At 48.2% G+C, this 15,481-nt stretch carries 17 protein-coding genes and 2 tRNA genes; 13 read left to right on the top strand and 6 right to left on the bottom strand.

Going from position 1 to position 15,481, the window contains the following annotated elements:
- Positions 1-154: 154 nt before the first annotated feature.
- Complete coding sequence (locus ITJ88_RS00005) at positions 155-625, bottom strand: NUDIX hydrolase (protein WP_195864302.1); 471 nt, start codon at positions 623-625, stop codon at positions 155-157.
- A 130-nt stretch (positions 626-755) separates the two neighbouring features.
- On the opposite strand from ITJ88_RS00005, the gene ITJ88_RS00010 reads away from it, so the two are divergent.
- The 6 genes from ITJ88_RS00010 (at position 756) to ITJ88_RS00035 (ending at position 4,100) form a co-directional block, all read left to right on the top strand.
- Positions 756-832 (top strand) — tRNA-Met (locus tag ITJ88_RS00010).
- Between the two features lie 118 nt (positions 833-950).
- Positions 951-1,400 (top strand): tRNA (adenosine(37)-N6)-threonylcarbamoyltransferase complex ATPase subunit type 1 TsaE, encoded by a 450-nt coding sequence (gene tsaE / locus ITJ88_RS00015; RefSeq protein WP_023469616.1) that lies wholly within the window; start codon positions 951-953, stop codon positions 1,398-1,400.
- Complete coding sequence (tsaB, locus tag ITJ88_RS00020) at positions 1,397-2,050, top strand: tRNA (adenosine(37)-N6)-threonylcarbamoyltransferase complex dimerization subunit type 1 TsaB (RefSeq protein ID WP_195864303.1); 654 nt, start codon at positions 1,397-1,399, stop codon at positions 2,048-2,050. The genes tsaE and tsaB overlap by 4 nt, the downstream gene beginning before the upstream one ends.
- Positions 2,043-2,498, top strand: a complete 456-nt coding sequence (rimI, locus tag ITJ88_RS00025; RefSeq protein ID WP_195864304.1) for a ribosomal protein S18-alanine N-acetyltransferase — start codon at positions 2,043-2,045, stop codon at positions 2,496-2,498. The genes tsaB and rimI overlap by 8 nt, the downstream gene beginning before the upstream one ends.
- Positions 2,495-3,502 (top strand): tRNA (adenosine(37)-N6)-threonylcarbamoyltransferase complex transferase subunit TsaD, encoded by a 1,008-nt coding sequence (gene tsaD, locus ITJ88_RS00030; protein WP_195864305.1) that lies wholly within the window; start codon positions 2,495-2,497, stop codon positions 3,500-3,502. Before rimI ends, tsaD begins: the two co-directional genes overlap by 4 nt.
- A 28-nt stretch (positions 3,503-3,530) precedes the next feature.
- Positions 3,531-4,100 (top strand): hypothetical protein, encoded by a 570-nt coding sequence (locus tag ITJ88_RS00035; RefSeq protein WP_055969420.1) that lies wholly within the window; start codon positions 3,531-3,533, stop codon positions 4,098-4,100.
- Positions 4,101-4,147: 47 nt separating this feature from the next.
- On the opposite strand, the gene ITJ88_RS00040 is transcribed toward ITJ88_RS00035, so the two are convergent.
- The 3 genes from ITJ88_RS00040 to ITJ88_RS00050 all read right to left on the bottom strand — a co-directional run bounded on the left by ITJ88_RS00040 (position 4,148) and on the right by ITJ88_RS00050 (position 5,757).
- Positions 4,148-4,807, bottom strand: a complete 660-nt coding sequence (locus ITJ88_RS00040) for a haloacid dehalogenase type II (RefSeq protein ID WP_195864306.1) — start codon at positions 4,805-4,807, stop codon at positions 4,148-4,150.
- 68 nt (positions 4,808-4,875) lie between these two features.
- Positions 4,876-5,331: a flavodoxin gene (locus ITJ88_RS00045; RefSeq protein WP_195864307.1), complete on the bottom strand. Its 456-nt coding sequence runs from the start codon at positions 5,329-5,331 to the stop codon at positions 4,876-4,878.
- A 105-nt stretch (positions 5,332-5,436) separates the two neighbouring features.
- Entirely contained in the window at positions 5,437-5,757 is a 321-nt protein-coding gene (locus ITJ88_RS00050) for a winged helix-turn-helix transcriptional regulator (protein ID WP_023469609.1), read from the bottom strand.
- A 183-nt stretch (positions 5,758-5,940) separates the two neighbouring features.
- Here ITJ88_RS00050 and ITJ88_RS00055 point away from each other — a divergent pair, with 183 nt between their 5' ends.
- A complete protein-coding gene (locus ITJ88_RS00055; protein WP_195864308.1) occupies positions 5,941-6,339 on the top strand; it encodes a DoxX family protein in 399 nt (132 codons plus the stop codon).
- 19 nt (positions 6,340-6,358) lie between these two features.
- The gene (locus ITJ88_RS00060) at positions 6,359-6,952 is read left to right on the top strand and encodes a flavin reductase family protein (protein WP_195864309.1); all 594 of its coding nucleotides are present in this window, start codon (positions 6,359-6,361) and stop codon (positions 6,950-6,952) included.
- A 131-nt stretch (positions 6,953-7,083) separates the two neighbouring features.
- On the opposite strand, the gene ITJ88_RS00065 is transcribed toward ITJ88_RS00060, so the two are convergent.
- Entirely contained in the window at positions 7,084-7,506 is a 423-nt protein-coding gene (locus tag ITJ88_RS00065) for a hypothetical protein (RefSeq protein WP_064299193.1), read from the bottom strand.
- On the bottom strand, positions 7,506-9,407 hold the full coding sequence (locus ITJ88_RS00070; protein ID WP_195864310.1) for an ATP-binding cassette domain-containing protein: 1,902 nt from the start codon (positions 9,405-9,407) through the stop codon (positions 7,506-7,508). Before ITJ88_RS00070 ends, ITJ88_RS00065 begins: the two co-directional genes overlap by 1 nt.
- Before the next feature lie 167 nt (positions 9,408-9,574).
- Here ITJ88_RS00070 and ITJ88_RS00075 point away from each other — a divergent pair, with 167 nt between their 5' ends.
- From ITJ88_RS00075 to ITJ88_RS00095, 5 genes are all read left to right on the top strand, one after another.
- Complete coding sequence (locus ITJ88_RS00075) at positions 9,575-10,234, top strand: redox-sensing transcriptional repressor Rex (protein ID WP_023469604.1); 660 nt, start codon at positions 9,575-9,577, stop codon at positions 10,232-10,234.
- Positions 10,234-10,431: a twin-arginine translocase TatA/TatE family subunit gene (locus ITJ88_RS00080; RefSeq protein WP_029342825.1), complete on the top strand. Its 198-nt coding sequence runs from the start codon at positions 10,234-10,236 to the stop codon at positions 10,429-10,431. The genes ITJ88_RS00075 and ITJ88_RS00080 overlap by 1 nt, the downstream gene beginning before the upstream one ends.
- Before the next feature lie 7 nt (positions 10,432-10,438).
- Positions 10,439-11,218, top strand: coding sequence for a twin-arginine translocase subunit TatC (tatC, locus tag ITJ88_RS00085; protein WP_029342824.1), 780 nt, complete (start codon positions 10,439-10,441; stop codon positions 11,216-11,218).
- A gap of 104 nt (positions 11,219-11,322) precedes the next feature.
- A tRNA-Ala gene (locus tag ITJ88_RS00090) sits at positions 11,323-11,398 on the top strand.
- Positions 11,399-11,622: 224 nt separating this feature from the next.
- Positions 11,623-15,369 (top strand): S8 family serine peptidase, encoded by a 3,747-nt coding sequence (locus ITJ88_RS00095; RefSeq protein ID WP_195864311.1) that lies wholly within the window; start codon positions 11,623-11,625, stop codon positions 15,367-15,369.
- Positions 15,370-15,481: the final 112 nt, after the last annotated feature.

Here is a 15,481-nt window from a genome sequence, read left to right on the forward strand (position 1 = left end):
TGGGGGCTTCCCCCTGTGAGGATAGGACGTTGCCAGGCACTTGACCGATCTGCAGATTGCAGGTCGGTCTTTTTGTGTACTCCTTTTAGATAGGAAAGAAATAAAAAAACTGACGAATGGACGTTAAGCGTCAGTTTTAAGCGAAGCATCTAGATTAAAAAGAATGGGTTGTGCTAAGCAGACGAGGCGTAACTTTCTGTAAGAGCGCTGCAGCACGCGCTTCAAGCGGTGTTGGCAATTGATTCAGGGAGAAATACCGTAAGTCGAGACTCTCTCCGTCCGTCATTTGTAATGTACCCGATACGCCTTTTGCTTGAAAGAGATGGATCACTCTGTAGGTTTGATCGCCATTTGGATAACAGAAGAAGTAATCAGGACCCGAGAAGACGTCTAGCAGCTGAACGTTGCGTGCTTGAAGTCCGGTTTCTTCCTGTAATTCACGCATCGCGACTTCTTCAAGTGTCTCACCTGGTTCCATCGACCCACCGGGAAGTCCCCAACTGTGGGTATCCGAACGATACTGAAATAGCAGTTCATGTTGTGGATTTATGACGAGTACGGTCGCACCCACGCTGATCAACGGTCGGTTGCCTACGATTTTTCGTAAATCTAATAAGTATCCCATCTGCTCACTCCTTTCGTATCAGTATAGAAGAATATTCATTATGACAGTTAGTAAAAAAGAAATAAGGCAAAAAGACTTGCCAATTTAAAAGACACATGTTATATTAATATCTGTCGAAACGTTATATCATCGCGGGGTGGAGCAGTCTGGTAGCTCGTTGGGCTCATAACCCAAAGGTCGTCGGTTCAAATCCGGCCCCCGCAACCAATTTTAAACTTAACTTCAACTTTACTACGAAACGTTCAGCGTTTCGTATTTTTTTTTGCCTTTTTCGTCCGGTACAATAGAGAAGGACGAACAGTACGTATTAAGGAGGAGACATCGTATGATAGAACTGGAAATGAACAGCTTGGAAGAAACGACTGCCTTGGCTCTTGAACTCGGACGACGTGCTGAAGCAGGGATGGTCATTACGCTCGATGGGGATTTAGGTGCTGGGAAAACGACTTTTACGCAAAGCTTTGCGAAAGGATTAGGTGTGACGCGTCACGTCAACAGCCCTACCTTTACGATCATGAAAGTCTATACGGGACGTCTTCCTCTTTATCATATGGATGTTTATCGCCTGGAAGGTTCCGGTGATGATATCGGACTTGAAGAATATTTGAATGGTGAAGGCGTCGCCGTCGTCGAGTGGTCTGAGTTAATTGCGGACAGTCTTCCACCTGAACGGTTGGCAATCACGATTACGCGAACAGGTGATGATAGTCGACGTTTTGAGCTGACGCCGATCGGAGAACGATACATTACATTATGTGAGGGATTGAAATCATGAAAATCGTAGCTATTGATACATCGACGAAACAATTATCGGTCGCTCTTTCAGACGGGAAACAGATTGTAGCAGAAGCTTCTTATGTCACGTCTTTGAATCATGCGACGAAACTCATGCCGTTGCTTGAGCGCTTGATGGTGGAAGCAAAATGGACACCGGCTCAACTGACACGCATCGTTGTTGCTGACGGTCCTGGTTCTTATACGGGATTACGGATTGGAGCGACGACAGCAAAGACGCTCGCTTATACACTGGGCATCGAGCTCGTTGCCATCTCGACACTTGAACTGATGGCTGCTTCGACAGGTCATACGGGGCGCGTTGCGGCAATTCAAGATGCGCGGCGTGGAGCAGGGTTTGTCGGAGTGTACGACGCCGGGAAACGAATCGGTGAAGAACAGCATGTCGAGATCTCTTCTTTTGTGAAGACGTTACCGGCAGATACGCTCGTCACAGGAGACGTCGATGCGTTCGAAGAGATTCTTCAGCCCTTCGAAAAGGCGGCTTCTGCTTTCCGGACGCCACGTGCCGGCGTACTCGCTTTACTCGGTGCAACGCGTCAGACGGTCGAAGCGCATGCGTTTGAGCCACGTTACCTGCGCCTGGCTGAAGCAGAGGCGAAATGGATCGAGGCACAGCGTCATGAGTAAGGGCATTCGTCGCATGACCGTACAGGATGCTGCAGGTGTTCATGCGGTTGAACTCGAATCATTTGCGACACCGTGGACGCTAGGTGCCTTCGAAGCTGAAATGACACAAAATCCGAATGCCTATTATGTCGTTGCCGATCAAGATGGTATCGTTGGGTTTGCTGGTCTGTGGCATATTGCGGATGAAGGACATATTACGAATATTGCCGTCAAGCAGTCGCATCGCGGACAAGGGCTCGGGGAAGATCTGCTAACGGCATTGATCGCCGTCGGTCGTGCGCTTGATTTGCGGGCGATGACGCTCGAAGTACGTGTCTCGAACACACCAGCGCGGACTTTATATGAAAAACTCGGATTTCAGTATGTCGGTGTCCGAAAACGATATTATCAAGATAACAATGAAGATGCTGCCATCTACTGGCTGGAGCTGGAGGGAGAAGACCTATGACACAACCATTGATTCTAGCAATCGAATCGAGTTGCGACGAAACGGCGGCTGCCGTCGTCCGTGGAGGAACCGACGTCTTATCGAACGTCGTTTCGTCGCAGATCGAAAGTCATAAACGATTCGGTGGCGTCGTGCCTGAAGTGGCTTCACGGCATCACGTCGAACGGATCACATACGTCATTGATGACGCCTTGACGGAAGCAAACGTCACGATCGACGATATCGATGCGATCGCCGTCACGGAAGGACCTGGACTTGTCGGAGCATTACTCGTTGGTGTCAGCGCAGCGAAGGCACTCGCCTTTGCGCACAATAAACCATTGATCGGTGTTCATCATATCGCAGGTCATATCTATGCGAATCGTCTCGTGCAAGAGCTTGAGTTTCCGCTCGTCTGTTTGATTGCATCAGGTGGGCACACGGAACTGATCTACATGCCGGAAGACGGTGTATATGAAGTCATTGGTGAGACACGGGATGATGCCGCTGGGGAAGCATATGATAAAGTTGCACGGACGTTGAAGTTACCGTATCCAGGTGGTCCACGAATCGATCAATTGGCACAGACCGGTCAGGATACGTTCCATTTTCCACGTGTCTGGCTCGAAAAGGATTCGTATGACTTTAGCTTCAGCGGTTTGAAGTCAGCAGTTATCAATGCCGTGCATAACGCCGAACAACGGGGAGAAACGATCATTCCGGAAGATTTAGCTGCGAGTTTCCAAGCGAGCGTCGTCGAGGTACTCGTGACGAAGGCGGTCCGTGCCGTGAAGGATAAAGGGGGACGTCAATTACTGCTTGCTGGTGGCGTCGCTGCCAACAAAGGATTACGCCAAGGTCTCGAAGCGGCGTGTGCGAAGGAAGGAATCGATCTCATCATTCCGCCGATGCACCTGTGTGGAGACAATGCGGCGATGATCGGAGCGGCTGCGATTCATCCGTATCGCGCGTTACGCTATTCGACACTTGCCATGAACGCAGAACCTGGGCTAGATTTAAAGTAAGGAATCCGAACAACTTGGGGGAAATGGAATGAAAAAAGTCATCATCGCATTGTTAGCGGTACTGGTCATCGTCGCGATCGGACTTCAGGTTCGAGAAATCGTCAACGCATACCAAGTCGCCTATAAGGAAGAACTCGTACCCGATAAAAAAGCGGTCGAGACGAATACGAAACAACGTCCACTTTACGAAATCGGACGAGCAGAAGGGGAAAAGACCCGGATTCAAAAGTTATATGCTTTTGATCAGACAATCAATGGTAAGCTCAGTAACGTCGTCATCGTCGATCGGAAGTATGGTTTAACGAACAAGGCGAGTGATGATTATTTCATGATTGCTTCCGGAACACCGGTGACGGATCAAGAAAAGAAGTCATTCGAACCAATGATTCAAAAGATGGATGCAGAACAAGTCCAAGCCGAGGTCATCTCAAAGCATGAGGTGACGGCTGTCGAGAACAATAAAAAACGGACGTTGACGTTATTTAAGGTCTTCTATAAAGATACGGATCAAAACGAATACCTCTTCTTCATCGAAAAAGAAGGCGGTCTGAAACTCGATCTATTCAAGAAGGGTTACTCACGTCTTTCGAATTACTGAAGATATGAAAACAGCGGATTCCTAAATAGGAGTCCGCTGTTGTTCGTTCATTGCCATTCAGTGATACCCGTCAAGTCATCATAGATGCGATCGGGATCGAGATTCAATTCCTCGACCGGAAGTCCATTTCGATTAATCCATGCCGTCTTGAAGCCGAAACTCTTCGCCCCGGTGATATCCCAACCGTTCGAGGACATGAAGAGGATCTCCTCGCGTTTTAGACCGAGTGTGTTTAAGGCATGCATATAGGATGCAGGTGCTGGCTTATACTGTTTGATATCATCGACACTGACGAGATGTTCGAACCGATCGGCTAAGCCTGACTGCTCAATGAGCGGATCGAGCATATCATGGGAACCATTCGAGAAGACGACCAGACGCTTGTCCGCCATCGTCTCGAGAACGGAGCTGACTTCAGGATATACATCAAGCGTCAGGTACGTCTCCATTAAGGTCGTGATTTGTTCCTCGGTCACATGGAGCTTCAGTTCGAGTAACGTATAGCGGAGGGCATCTTGTGTCACTTGGCTGAACGGTACATACTGTCCGTTCAACTGCCGGAGGAAAGAGTACTCCAGTTGTTTCTCCCGCCAGCGTTGGCTGATCGCTTCTCCATGATCCGGATACAGCGCTTCGGCTTGTTCTTTGACGGAATGGACATCGAATAATGTACCGTAGACGTCAAAGACGAGTGCTTGAATCGTCATAAAACATTCATCTCACTTTCATAGAGTCTGTTTTAACGATTCCCTTACAGTACGGATTCAAACGACACTCAAGCATGAACCTGTTGCAAAAAGCGATGAAACGTTTGCGCGAACGCACGACAAGCGGCCTGTTTCTCCGGGGTATTCGGATCAAACTCAATCTTCAAGCCATCCGTGACGAGGGTCGCCCCAGCTTCTTTTAATGCGTCTTCAATCAAATCAACGGCTGCGCAGTACTTCGGATAATCAAGATCCCCCGAACCAAAAGCAGCCGCCGGTATTCCTTGTAAGGATTGTTCCCGGAGCTCCTCGACGAAGTCTTCTGCTTCATACGGTAAATCACCGTCTCCCCATGTATATGAGCCGAGTAATAGACCATCAAAATGTGATAAGTCCTCCCCGACGAATTGATCTAGTTCCGTGATCGTCACGTTGACATCGTGTTGCTCGAGTTCATGTTGAATGAGTGAGACGATATCTTCCGTATTACCGGACATGCTGACGAATCCAATCGCGATATGCATGCATCTTCCTCCTTTCACTGTACTTCTCTACTTTAATTGATAATGATTATCAATGTCAAAGGGCATATAAAAAAGCACCTTCCGAAGAAGATGCTTTTTTATACATTAGTCTTGTAGTTCGGCCCATTCCTCAATGGAACGAATGACCGGTTCGAGTTGGCGCCCTTTGTCGGTCAAACTGTATTGAATCTTAATCGGACGATCGGGAATGACAGTCCGGATGACGATGCCTTCCGCTTCGAGCTCCTTCATACGTTCCGTGAGCATACGACCTGATAATTCGGGAATGGCATCTTGAATCTCATTGAAACGACATGTCTTCGTCAACAAGTGACGTAAGATCAGACCCGTCCATTTCTTACCTAAGATTTCAAAGGCATGTTCGACTTTGGGACAAAGAGCCGGTTGGATTGCGACTTCTTCCATCAGCACTCATCCTTTCTATAGTTGTAGTATACCCGCTTCTGCTAAAAAAATCGAATCATTTTACTTAATGTAACAAAAAGAACTAAAACAAATCTATTTACTTTTAGTAAGTGATAAGATATAGTCTGTTTATCGAGTTACTTAAAGTAACTAAAATACATTAGGTAAAAGGAGAAGAGAGAAATGATGGATACAGGACTTTTAATTATTCGTTTAATCATCGGTTTAACGTTCGCTGCACACGGGACACAAAAATTATTTGGTTGGTTCGGCGGACACGGAATCGCTGGAACAGGCGGTTGGTTCGAATCAATCGGCATGAAGCCAGGGAAGGCGCTCGCGATTACAGCAGGTTTTGCTGAATTGATCGGCGGCTTGTTGTTTGCAGGAGGTGTATTCCTCTGGATTGCAGCGCTCCTCATCATCGGATCGATGCTTGTTGCGATCGTTAAAGTACACGGTGCAAATGGTTACTGGGTGACGCAGAACGGGTACGAATACAACATGGCATTGATCGTCATCGCGCTTGGTGTAGCGATGATCGGTGCTGGAGACTATTCACTCGCTGCACTCATCGGGTGAGGAAAAAGGTGGGTCATTCATGAAGTTCGAGGCATCAACGCTTAGCGCAAAAGACAATTATAAATTACTGATCGGAAGCATCATTCCGCGTCCGATTGCTTTCGTGACAACGCAAGGAGAAGACGGGACGGTCAACGCCGCACCGTTTTCCTTCTTTACGGTCGCTTCAAGCAGTCCACCGCAACTGGTGATTGCCGTACAACGGACGGATCAGGGGCAGAAGGATACGGCACGTAATATCCTTGCAAAACAAAGCTATGTCATCCATATCGTCAGCGAAGAAATCGTCGACGCGGTCAATGAGACAGCTGCGCCACTTGCTTACGGTGAAAGTGAGCTTGAGCGGACGGATTTGACGCTCGTCGATAGTGACGCGATCGACGTACCCGGAATCGCGGAAGCGAAAATCCGCTTCGAGATGCGCTTGACACAGCACGTCGAGCTAGAAGGTGCCGATCTTTTGATTGGGGAAGTACTGCGTTATCACGTCGCGGATGAACTCGTCGATTCATTCCGGATTGACGCAGCAGGATTGAAGGCTGTCGCTCGTTTAGCAGGGAATGATTATGCGACGATCGGGAAGACGTTTACGATTGCCCGACCGACAAAATGATAGAAGCGTAAATGCCTGATTCATCGTACGATTCGTTTTGATTCAAACGAAAAGGAGTGAAGAGACCGGCCTAGCTACCGGAATCTCCACTCCTTTTTCTCATGTCGTTCATCTGATTCATCGATCGGACTTCAAGGTTGCGGATCGATTTCGTTTGAAGAGGCTTCAAGACCATGACGTTTACTGTACTGATAGCCATCGAGCAAATAAAAGACGATCGCGAGTGCCCAAATGCCGACACAGCTGATCAAGAAAGCGGTGAGCGGTGAGACACTACCGTAATACGATAGGATCAACGGGTCATTGAGTTCAACAAATAGCTGTGTCGTCAGGAGCGTGCAGCATAATCCCGAGAGTAAACTGACGAAAAGACCGCTCCATGTCTGGATAACGAGACCGATCATACAAGAAATCAGGAGGAACAAAGGAAGCGCGGCATTAAAGGCATCCGGCCGGATGAAGGTCGACACGTAGTCCGCATACATCGGTACGAAATAAAGGATGCCGGATAGCAATCCTTGAATCAAGTTAATGAAAAAGCTTTTTGTCCGCATCAGTGTTGGTTCTCCCATCGTTCCATCAATTCGAGCAGATCGACATCAATCTGGTCACGTTCTGCTGAAAGAGCTGTCGCTTTCGGAATATCGTTGAAGACTTCCGGTTCACAGAGCAATTGTTCAATTTCTGCCGAACGCTGTTCGAGCCGCTCGATGTCTTGCTCGAGTTGCTCAATCTGCTGACGGCGCTTGCGTTCTTCTTTCTGTGCTTCCTTGTCGATCGTCTTCGACGCCGTGACCTTTGCGGCTTTTGCTTCCTCGGCTTCAAGACGCGCAATCTCTTCTTGCTCCGCCTTCTTCTCCGTGTAGTACGAATAATCACCAAGGTATTCCGTCACGCCGGCTTCACTCATCTCGATGACGCGGGTCGCGATTCGGTCGATGAAGTAACGGTCGTGAGAGACGAATAACAGCGTTCCTTCGTAGTCGACGAGCGCATTTTCAAGGACCATCTTCGAATCCAGATCCAAGTGGTTCGTCGGCTCATCGAGGACGAGGACGTTCGTTTTCCGGAGTTTCAGTTTTGCAAGTGCGAGACGTCCGCGTTCGCCACCAGATAACTCATGAACAATCTTGAAGACATCGTCACCGCTAAACAGGAATTGCCCGAGGACAGACCGGACTTCTTGTTCACGCATCAGTGGCCATTCGTTCCAAATCTCATCGATGACACGGTTCCGATCATTGAGTTCCGCCTGCTCTTGATCGTAATAGCCGATCGAGACGCCGGTTCCGAAACGGAAATCACCGAAGAGGGGGCGTAAGCGGCCGACGAGGACTTTCAGGAGCGTCGATTTTCCGATTCCATTCGGTCCGACGAGTGCCAGCGATTCACCGCGTTGCAAGTGGAACGTGATGTCTTTTGAGACAGCTTCTTCGTAACCGATCGCCAGTTGATTGACTTGAAGAACGTCGTTCCCGCTCTGTTTTTCAATCGGGAAGGACAGGACCGTGCTACGCTCATCCCCATCTGGTCGGTCGAGCCGGTCGACCTTCTCGAGCCGCTTCCGTACACTTTGGGCACGTTTTGTCGTCGTCGCCCGGGCGATGTTGCGTTGAATGAAGTCCTGCATCTTCGCGATTTCTTCTTGCTGCTGCTCGAACTGCTTCATTTCCTGATCGTACAAGGCGGCTTTTTGCTCCAAGTACTTCGTGTAGTTACCGGTGAACTTACGACAGACATTGCGTGACAATTCATAGACGACATTGACGACTTGGTCGAGGAAGTACCGGTCGTGCGAGACGATTAAGACGGCACCACGATAACCACCGAGGTAACTTTCGAGCCAAGCGAGCGTATCGATGTCAAGGTGATTGGTCGGCTCATCGAGAATGAGAAGCTCTGGTGCTTGTAAGAGCATCTTCGCTAAGGCAAGCCGTGTCCGTTGACCACCGGATAATGTCTGAATCCGGCGCGAATAATCATCCGGATAAAAGCGCATCCCGTGCAGAACGGAGCGGATATTTGCTTCGAACTGATAACCACCCGCTTCTGAGAAGTCGTGTTGCGCTTGATCGTATGTCTTCAAGAGACGATCGTACGCGACCGGGTCGTTCAAGATATGCTCCATACCCATTTCGATTTCCATCCGGCGCAGTGTTCGTTCTTGTTCCTGAAGATGTTCGAAGACAGTCAGCATCTCGTTCCAGATCGTCTCGTTCGATTCGAGACCACTGTCCTGCGCGAGATAACCGATTTTGACATCCTTGCCTTTCATGATGTCGCCCGAGTCATGACTGAGTTCGCCAGCAATGATTTTGAGCAGGGTCGATTTACCGGCACCGTTTCGTCCGACGAGCGCAATGCGATCGCGCTCTTGTACTTCCAATTTGATATTTTCTAAAATCGGCTCGACGCCGAATGATTTCGAGAGTTGGTTGACTTGTAAGAGTATCATTTCCATCCATCCTTCCACCCTTTAGTCTATCACGAACAAAAGCGCGAGGTCCTGCGGAATATATTATTTGTGACTCTATGTGAAGTGGTTTACAATCAAGGAGAGTAGAAAGCTTTTTGCAAAGATTTGGGTGCCACGATGGATGTGGCCGAAGGGGGAACTGCAGGATGAATGGACCAGACACAAAAATTCCACAAGCGACAGCAAAACGGTTGCCGCTATATTATCGCTTCATCCAAAGTTTATACAATTCAGGCAAGCTCCGCGTCTCTTCTGCTGAGTTAAGCGAGGCGGTGAAGGTTGATTCAGCAACGATTCGTCGCGATTTTTCCTACTTTGGGGCATTAGGGAAGAAGGGGTATGGATATAACGTTCAACATCTCTTAACGTTTTTCCGCAAAACCTTGAATCAAGATGAGGTGACGAATGTTGCCTTAATCGGGGTCGGTCATCTCGGAACAGCGTTTGCAAATTATAACTTTTTAAAGAATAATAGTACTCGGATAGTCGTTGCGTTTGATGCGGACGAAGAGAAGGTCGGAACAACGACGCATGACGTTCCAATCTATCATGTTTCGGACATGAAAGAACAAATCGAAGCGAATCAGGTCGATGTCGCCATCTTGACGGTTCCATCCCAGTTCGCGCAGTCAGTAGCGGATGAGTTAGTCGAGTATGGTGTGACAGGCATCCTGAACTTTACGCCAGCGCGGTTGAACGTGCCAGCGAGCGTCCGGGTCCATCACATTGATTTATCGATCGAGTTGCAGTCGTTAGTTTATTTCATGAAGCATTATTCGCAATCAGCTGAAGGAGTGAAATCATAATGGAAAACCTTATTCCGCTCACACTAGGTATCGGACCTGCGAGCATCGGATTAATCGCGGTCGTCGCATTGATCATTTTCGGACCGAAGAAGTTACCAGAATTCGGACGCGCTGCAGGTCAGACATTGAAAGAGTTCAAGAATGCCACGAACGGCATCATGGACGACGATAAAAAGGACGAACCGAAAGAGAAGTGATTGAATCATGACGGTTGATCAAGAGCAAAGCATGACGTCGCACCTTGACGAACTGCGTAAGCGGATCGTCTGGTCGCTTATCATCGTCGTCGTCCTGTTCGCTGTCGCATTTCCGCTCGTCCGACCGCTCGTTCGCTTCTTGCAAGCGGACTTAAAAGAGCTCGGCATCGGTTTGAATGCCTTCAACGTCGCCGATCCTTTAATGTTGTATTTGAATCTTGCGTTCATCATTGCGCTGATTTTAGCGTCACCGTTCTGGATGTATCAACTCTGGGCATTCGTCCGACCAGGACTTTATGACAAGGAGCAAAAAGCGACATTGACGTATATTCCGGTCATCTTCTTTCTGTTTTTGGCTGGCGTAGCCTTCTCGTATTTCTGGTTGCTTCCCTTCTTGCTTGAAGTCTCAACGGATCTCGGGAAAGAGCTCGGAATCGAACAAGTCATCGGAGTGGAAAACTATTTCAGTTTCCTCATCCGATTGACGATGCCGTTCGGTCTTCTGTTCCAATTGCCGGTCGTGACGATGTTCCTGACACGTCTTGGTCTCGTGACGCCATATTTCATGCGAAAGAATCGGAAATATGCGTACTTTGCGCTGTTCGTCGTTGCGGCATTGATCGCACCGCCGGACGTGACGTCACACTTGATGATCTCGGTGCCATTGTTCGTTCTCTATGAGATCAGCATCTTGATTTCTGCGCGGACATACAAAAAGGTCTTGATCCTCGAGCAACAGGCAGAGCTTGAACGACAGGCGGATTTGATGCGTGAATTGAATAAATGAATCGTGAATTCCTTCCGACGATTTTGGAAGGAATTCTTTTTTATGAAAGCGTTATTTTTATATTGATAAAGCAGTTAGCGATGCGTATACTAAAGATAATTCATGGGGGCTTAGCTCAGCTGGGAGAGCGTTTGGCTGGCAGCCAAAAGGTCGTCGGTTCGATCCCGATAGTCTCCACCAATACCAAATATCCAACTCCTCGAGGCGTCGAGGAGTTTTTATTTTTCTCCCAGTTAAATTCCTTAAAAATATAAAATGTCACGTAAAACAAATAAATTAAAAAAATAGGCAAATATAAATTGTTTATTTCCATTAAATTCATTAAACTAAATATACAGAATTTTCGTTTAACTGTTTTATCAGTAGTACTACTATGGTTTTACAGAAAAGGGGAAAACGAACGCATGAAGAAGAAGATTGCACTTATGGCAGCCGTCTTAATGACGTCTTCCAATCTAGTCAGTGCGCAAGGTGCACTGTCGTCGCAAGACAAAGCAACGGGTCAAAAACCGCAGACACTCTCTTTGAAGAAATCGGGGCAAGAGAAGAACTACAAACAATCGGATAAAGTCCGTGTCGTCATCGAGATGGAAGAGAAGCCGGCGATTCAAATCGCCCAGGCTCAAAACAAGCGGTATAGCACATTGAGCAATGCCGAAAAAGAGTCGATCAAAGATCGCCTCGTCAACGTCCAAAAATCAGTCAAGTCAGCCATCGCTAAAAAGGCGATTCCCGTTACATATAAGGAAAGCTTCACGACCGTCATCAACGGATTCAGTGGTGAAGTCAAGTTCGGCGACATCGAAGACATCAAACAACTGAGCGGAGTCAAGAGCGTACATATCGCCCATGAATACGCGCGTCCGGAAGTTGCTAAAGGTGCCAAGCCAGACATGCTGTACAGCAAGGACATGGTCAATGCGAAGGAAACATGGCAGGACTATGGTTTTAAAGGGGAAGGAACAATCGTTGCCGTCATCGATACGGGAATCGATCCATCGCATAAGGACATGGTCTTGAGCCCAGAAACGAAGATCGATTTGACTTCTTCGAAAGTCGATAGTGCGAAAGAAACAAAAGGCTTAAAAGGAAAGTACTTCACGGAAAAAGTACCGTACGGCTATAACTATGCCGATCACGATAGCGAAATCCGTGATTTAGGTGCGGGCGCATCAATGCACGGGATGCACGTCGCGGGTACGGTCGGAGCAAACGGGGATGAAGCAAACGGCGGCATCAAAGGAGTCGCACCGGAAACACAGCTCCTTGCGATGAAGGTCTTTGGAAACGATCCAGGAATGCCATCGACATTCAGCGATATCTACATTAAAGCGATCGATGATGCGATTGCACTCGGAGCCGATGTCATCAACATGAGTCTCGGTTCGACGGCATCGTTCGTCAATGCAGATGATCCAGAACAACGCGCAATCGTCAACGCGATGAACAACGGTATCTTGTGTGCGATTTCTGCTGGTAACTCGGCATTCGCAGGTCATGGTGCAGGTAATCCGTACACAGCGAACCCGGATATCGGTGTCGTCGGTGCACCAGGTTTAACGAGCCAAGCACTCCAAGTCGCATCACTCGAAAATACGAAATTGACACTCGAAGGCATGGCGCTGACGATTGACGGTCAGGATGCTGGTTATTTGGCATACCAAAAACAAGATTCACCGAATCCGATTGCTGTCTTCGATAAAGAGAAGAAGGATGTCGTCTATGTCGGTGACGGTCAAGCTTCGAACTACGAAGGCAAAGACGTCAAAGGGAAAGTCGTCTTCGTCGTGCGTAACGGTGGTTTCAACTACGGTATGATCCAAGCAGAAGCTGAGAAGCAAGGGGCAGCAGGTGTCATCGTCCGCGGTCGGGTCGATCATGGGGATTACGTCAGCATGGCGCTCAACAATCCGACGATTCCACTCGTCACACTCAGCATCGCAGACGGGAACGATCTTGAAGCAAAAGCAAAAGAGGGCAAGGCAATCGCTGTCACGTTCGACGGAAAAGCAGTCTCAGCCGATAACCCGGTCGCAGGACAAATGTCTGACTTCACGTCTTGGGGTGTCACACCAAGCCTTGACTTCAAGCCAGAAATTACGGCACCAGGTGGAAAAATCTACTCGACGCTCAACGATAACGAGTATGGTGTCATGAGTGGAACATCGATGGCGGCACCACACGTCGCTGGTGGAACGGCACTCGTCATGCAACGGATCGCGAAGGACTTCAAAGTCGATGGTGCGACACGCGTCAAGCTCGCGAAGAACATCTTGATGAACACGTCACGTCCGCAACTCGATCAAGGAAAATACAATGCGCAGCTAAAAACAGGCAACTTCTACTCCCCACGTCGTGAGGGAGCTGGATTGATGGATCTTCGTGCTGCCATGAAGACACCAGTCGTCGTCACAGAGACGAAGTCAGGTGAAGGTAAGGCATCCTTGAAGGAAGTCGGCGAGAAGTTCACGTTCACACTTGATTTGAAAAACTACAGCAGTGAAAAAGTGACGTATAAGTTAGCCGGAACGGTTCAATCGGATCTCGGTGCCGAAGGATCAAACTTCCTCGAAGCAAACGGCATCTTTAAAAAGGGAACGATCGGTACGGTGGATGCAAACAAAGGCACATATCCGATCTCATTTGCAGTTGGCTCGAAGAAAGCAAGTTCGGTCTCGATTAATCCGAAGAGCTCAACGAAAGTCAGTGTATCGGTTGATCTGAAGGATACAACGGACTGGGCAAACGAACTTCCGCTCGAACAAGTCTTTGAGAACGGCTACTTCGTCGAAGGATTCGTCCGTCTGATCGATACGAAGAGTAAGAATCCAGAATTGACGGTTCCTTACGTTGGCTTCAAAGGAAAATGGGATCAAGCTCCGATTCTAGACGCACCATTATACGATGAAGACAACACGTTCTACGGTTTGACAGGTCTAGCAACAGAAGTGAAGGATAACTTCGAATTCCTCGGTGCGAATGCTGCTGGAGATGTCGTCGCGAACAAAGTTTCGTTCTCACCAAACAACGATGGTAGCGCAGATGAAGCCTTCCCGATCATCTCGTTCCTCCGTAATGCGAAAAAAGTCGAGTACTCGATTCTTGACCGTAACAAAGCAACGCTTCAGAAGCTCGATACGCAAACGGACGTCGTCAAGAACTACTATGATAGCGGTTCAGAGGACGGATACACACCAGTCACAAGCGCTGCTTGGGACGGAACGATCAACGGGAAACCGGTCAAGGATGGTCTTTACTACTATAAAGTCAAATCCGTGATCGATTATCCGAATGCAAAATGGCAGTCGAACCTCTTCCCAGTCTATGTCGATACGAAAAAACCAGCCGCAACCGTGAAATGGGATGCGTCGAAATCAACGCTCTCATGGACAGCAGGTGACCAAGGGACAGGTGTCGCGTCATACGATATCCTCGTCAATGGTAAGAGTGTCTTGAAACAGCCGCTTGCTGCAACAGAAAAAGCGTACACGTTGACGAATCTTCCAGAGCGCGCGAAGATTGCCTTCGTCGTGAAGGATTATGCAGGAAACAGTGTGAAAAAAGACGTCAACACGACAGGTGTCGATAAAGCGGTACCGAACGTTCAAATCGATACACCGGTCGCACTTGGTCTTGCGACATCAAAAGTCATCAACATCGCAGGTCACGTCTCTGATGAATCAGGCATCAAATCGTTCAAAATCAACGGAAAATCCGTTAAATTGCGTTTCGATGCAGCCCAGCAAAACTATGCCTTCAGCCACGACGTGACGTATACGACGGATGGCGTCAAGTCATTCAAGGTCGAAGCGTACGATGGTAAAGGAAACCGTGTGGCGTTCAGTCGTCAAGTCATCATCGACACAGAATTACCGACGATTCGCGTCACAGCACCAAAAACCGTTTCAAGCAAAACAAAAACAGCTGAGATGAAGATCGTTCTTCGCGATAACTACAGCGAATTACGCTTTGACTTCAACGGTAGCGCGGAATACCGCCGGACGTTCAAAGAGCCGTACGAGATGAAAGCCTTCAAAAAGACAATCACGAAAAAAGTGACGCTCAAGAAGGGGAAAAACACGTACAACTTGAAACTGAAGGACCTCGGTGGACACGTTGTTACGAAAACAGTCGTCATCACGAAAAAATAAGGAACAAAAGATGAAGTCAGGCGGAAATCCGTCTGGCTTTTCTTGCGTGCCGAAGCGCCTTGAAGGGTTTATGAGATGAGAAGAGGGGGAATTTTAAGAACAGAAACAAGTC

The organism is Exiguobacterium abrahamii, assembly GCF_015645365.1.
GTDB lineage: Bacteria > Bacillota > Bacilli > Exiguobacteriales > Exiguobacteriaceae > Exiguobacterium_A > Exiguobacterium_A abrahamii.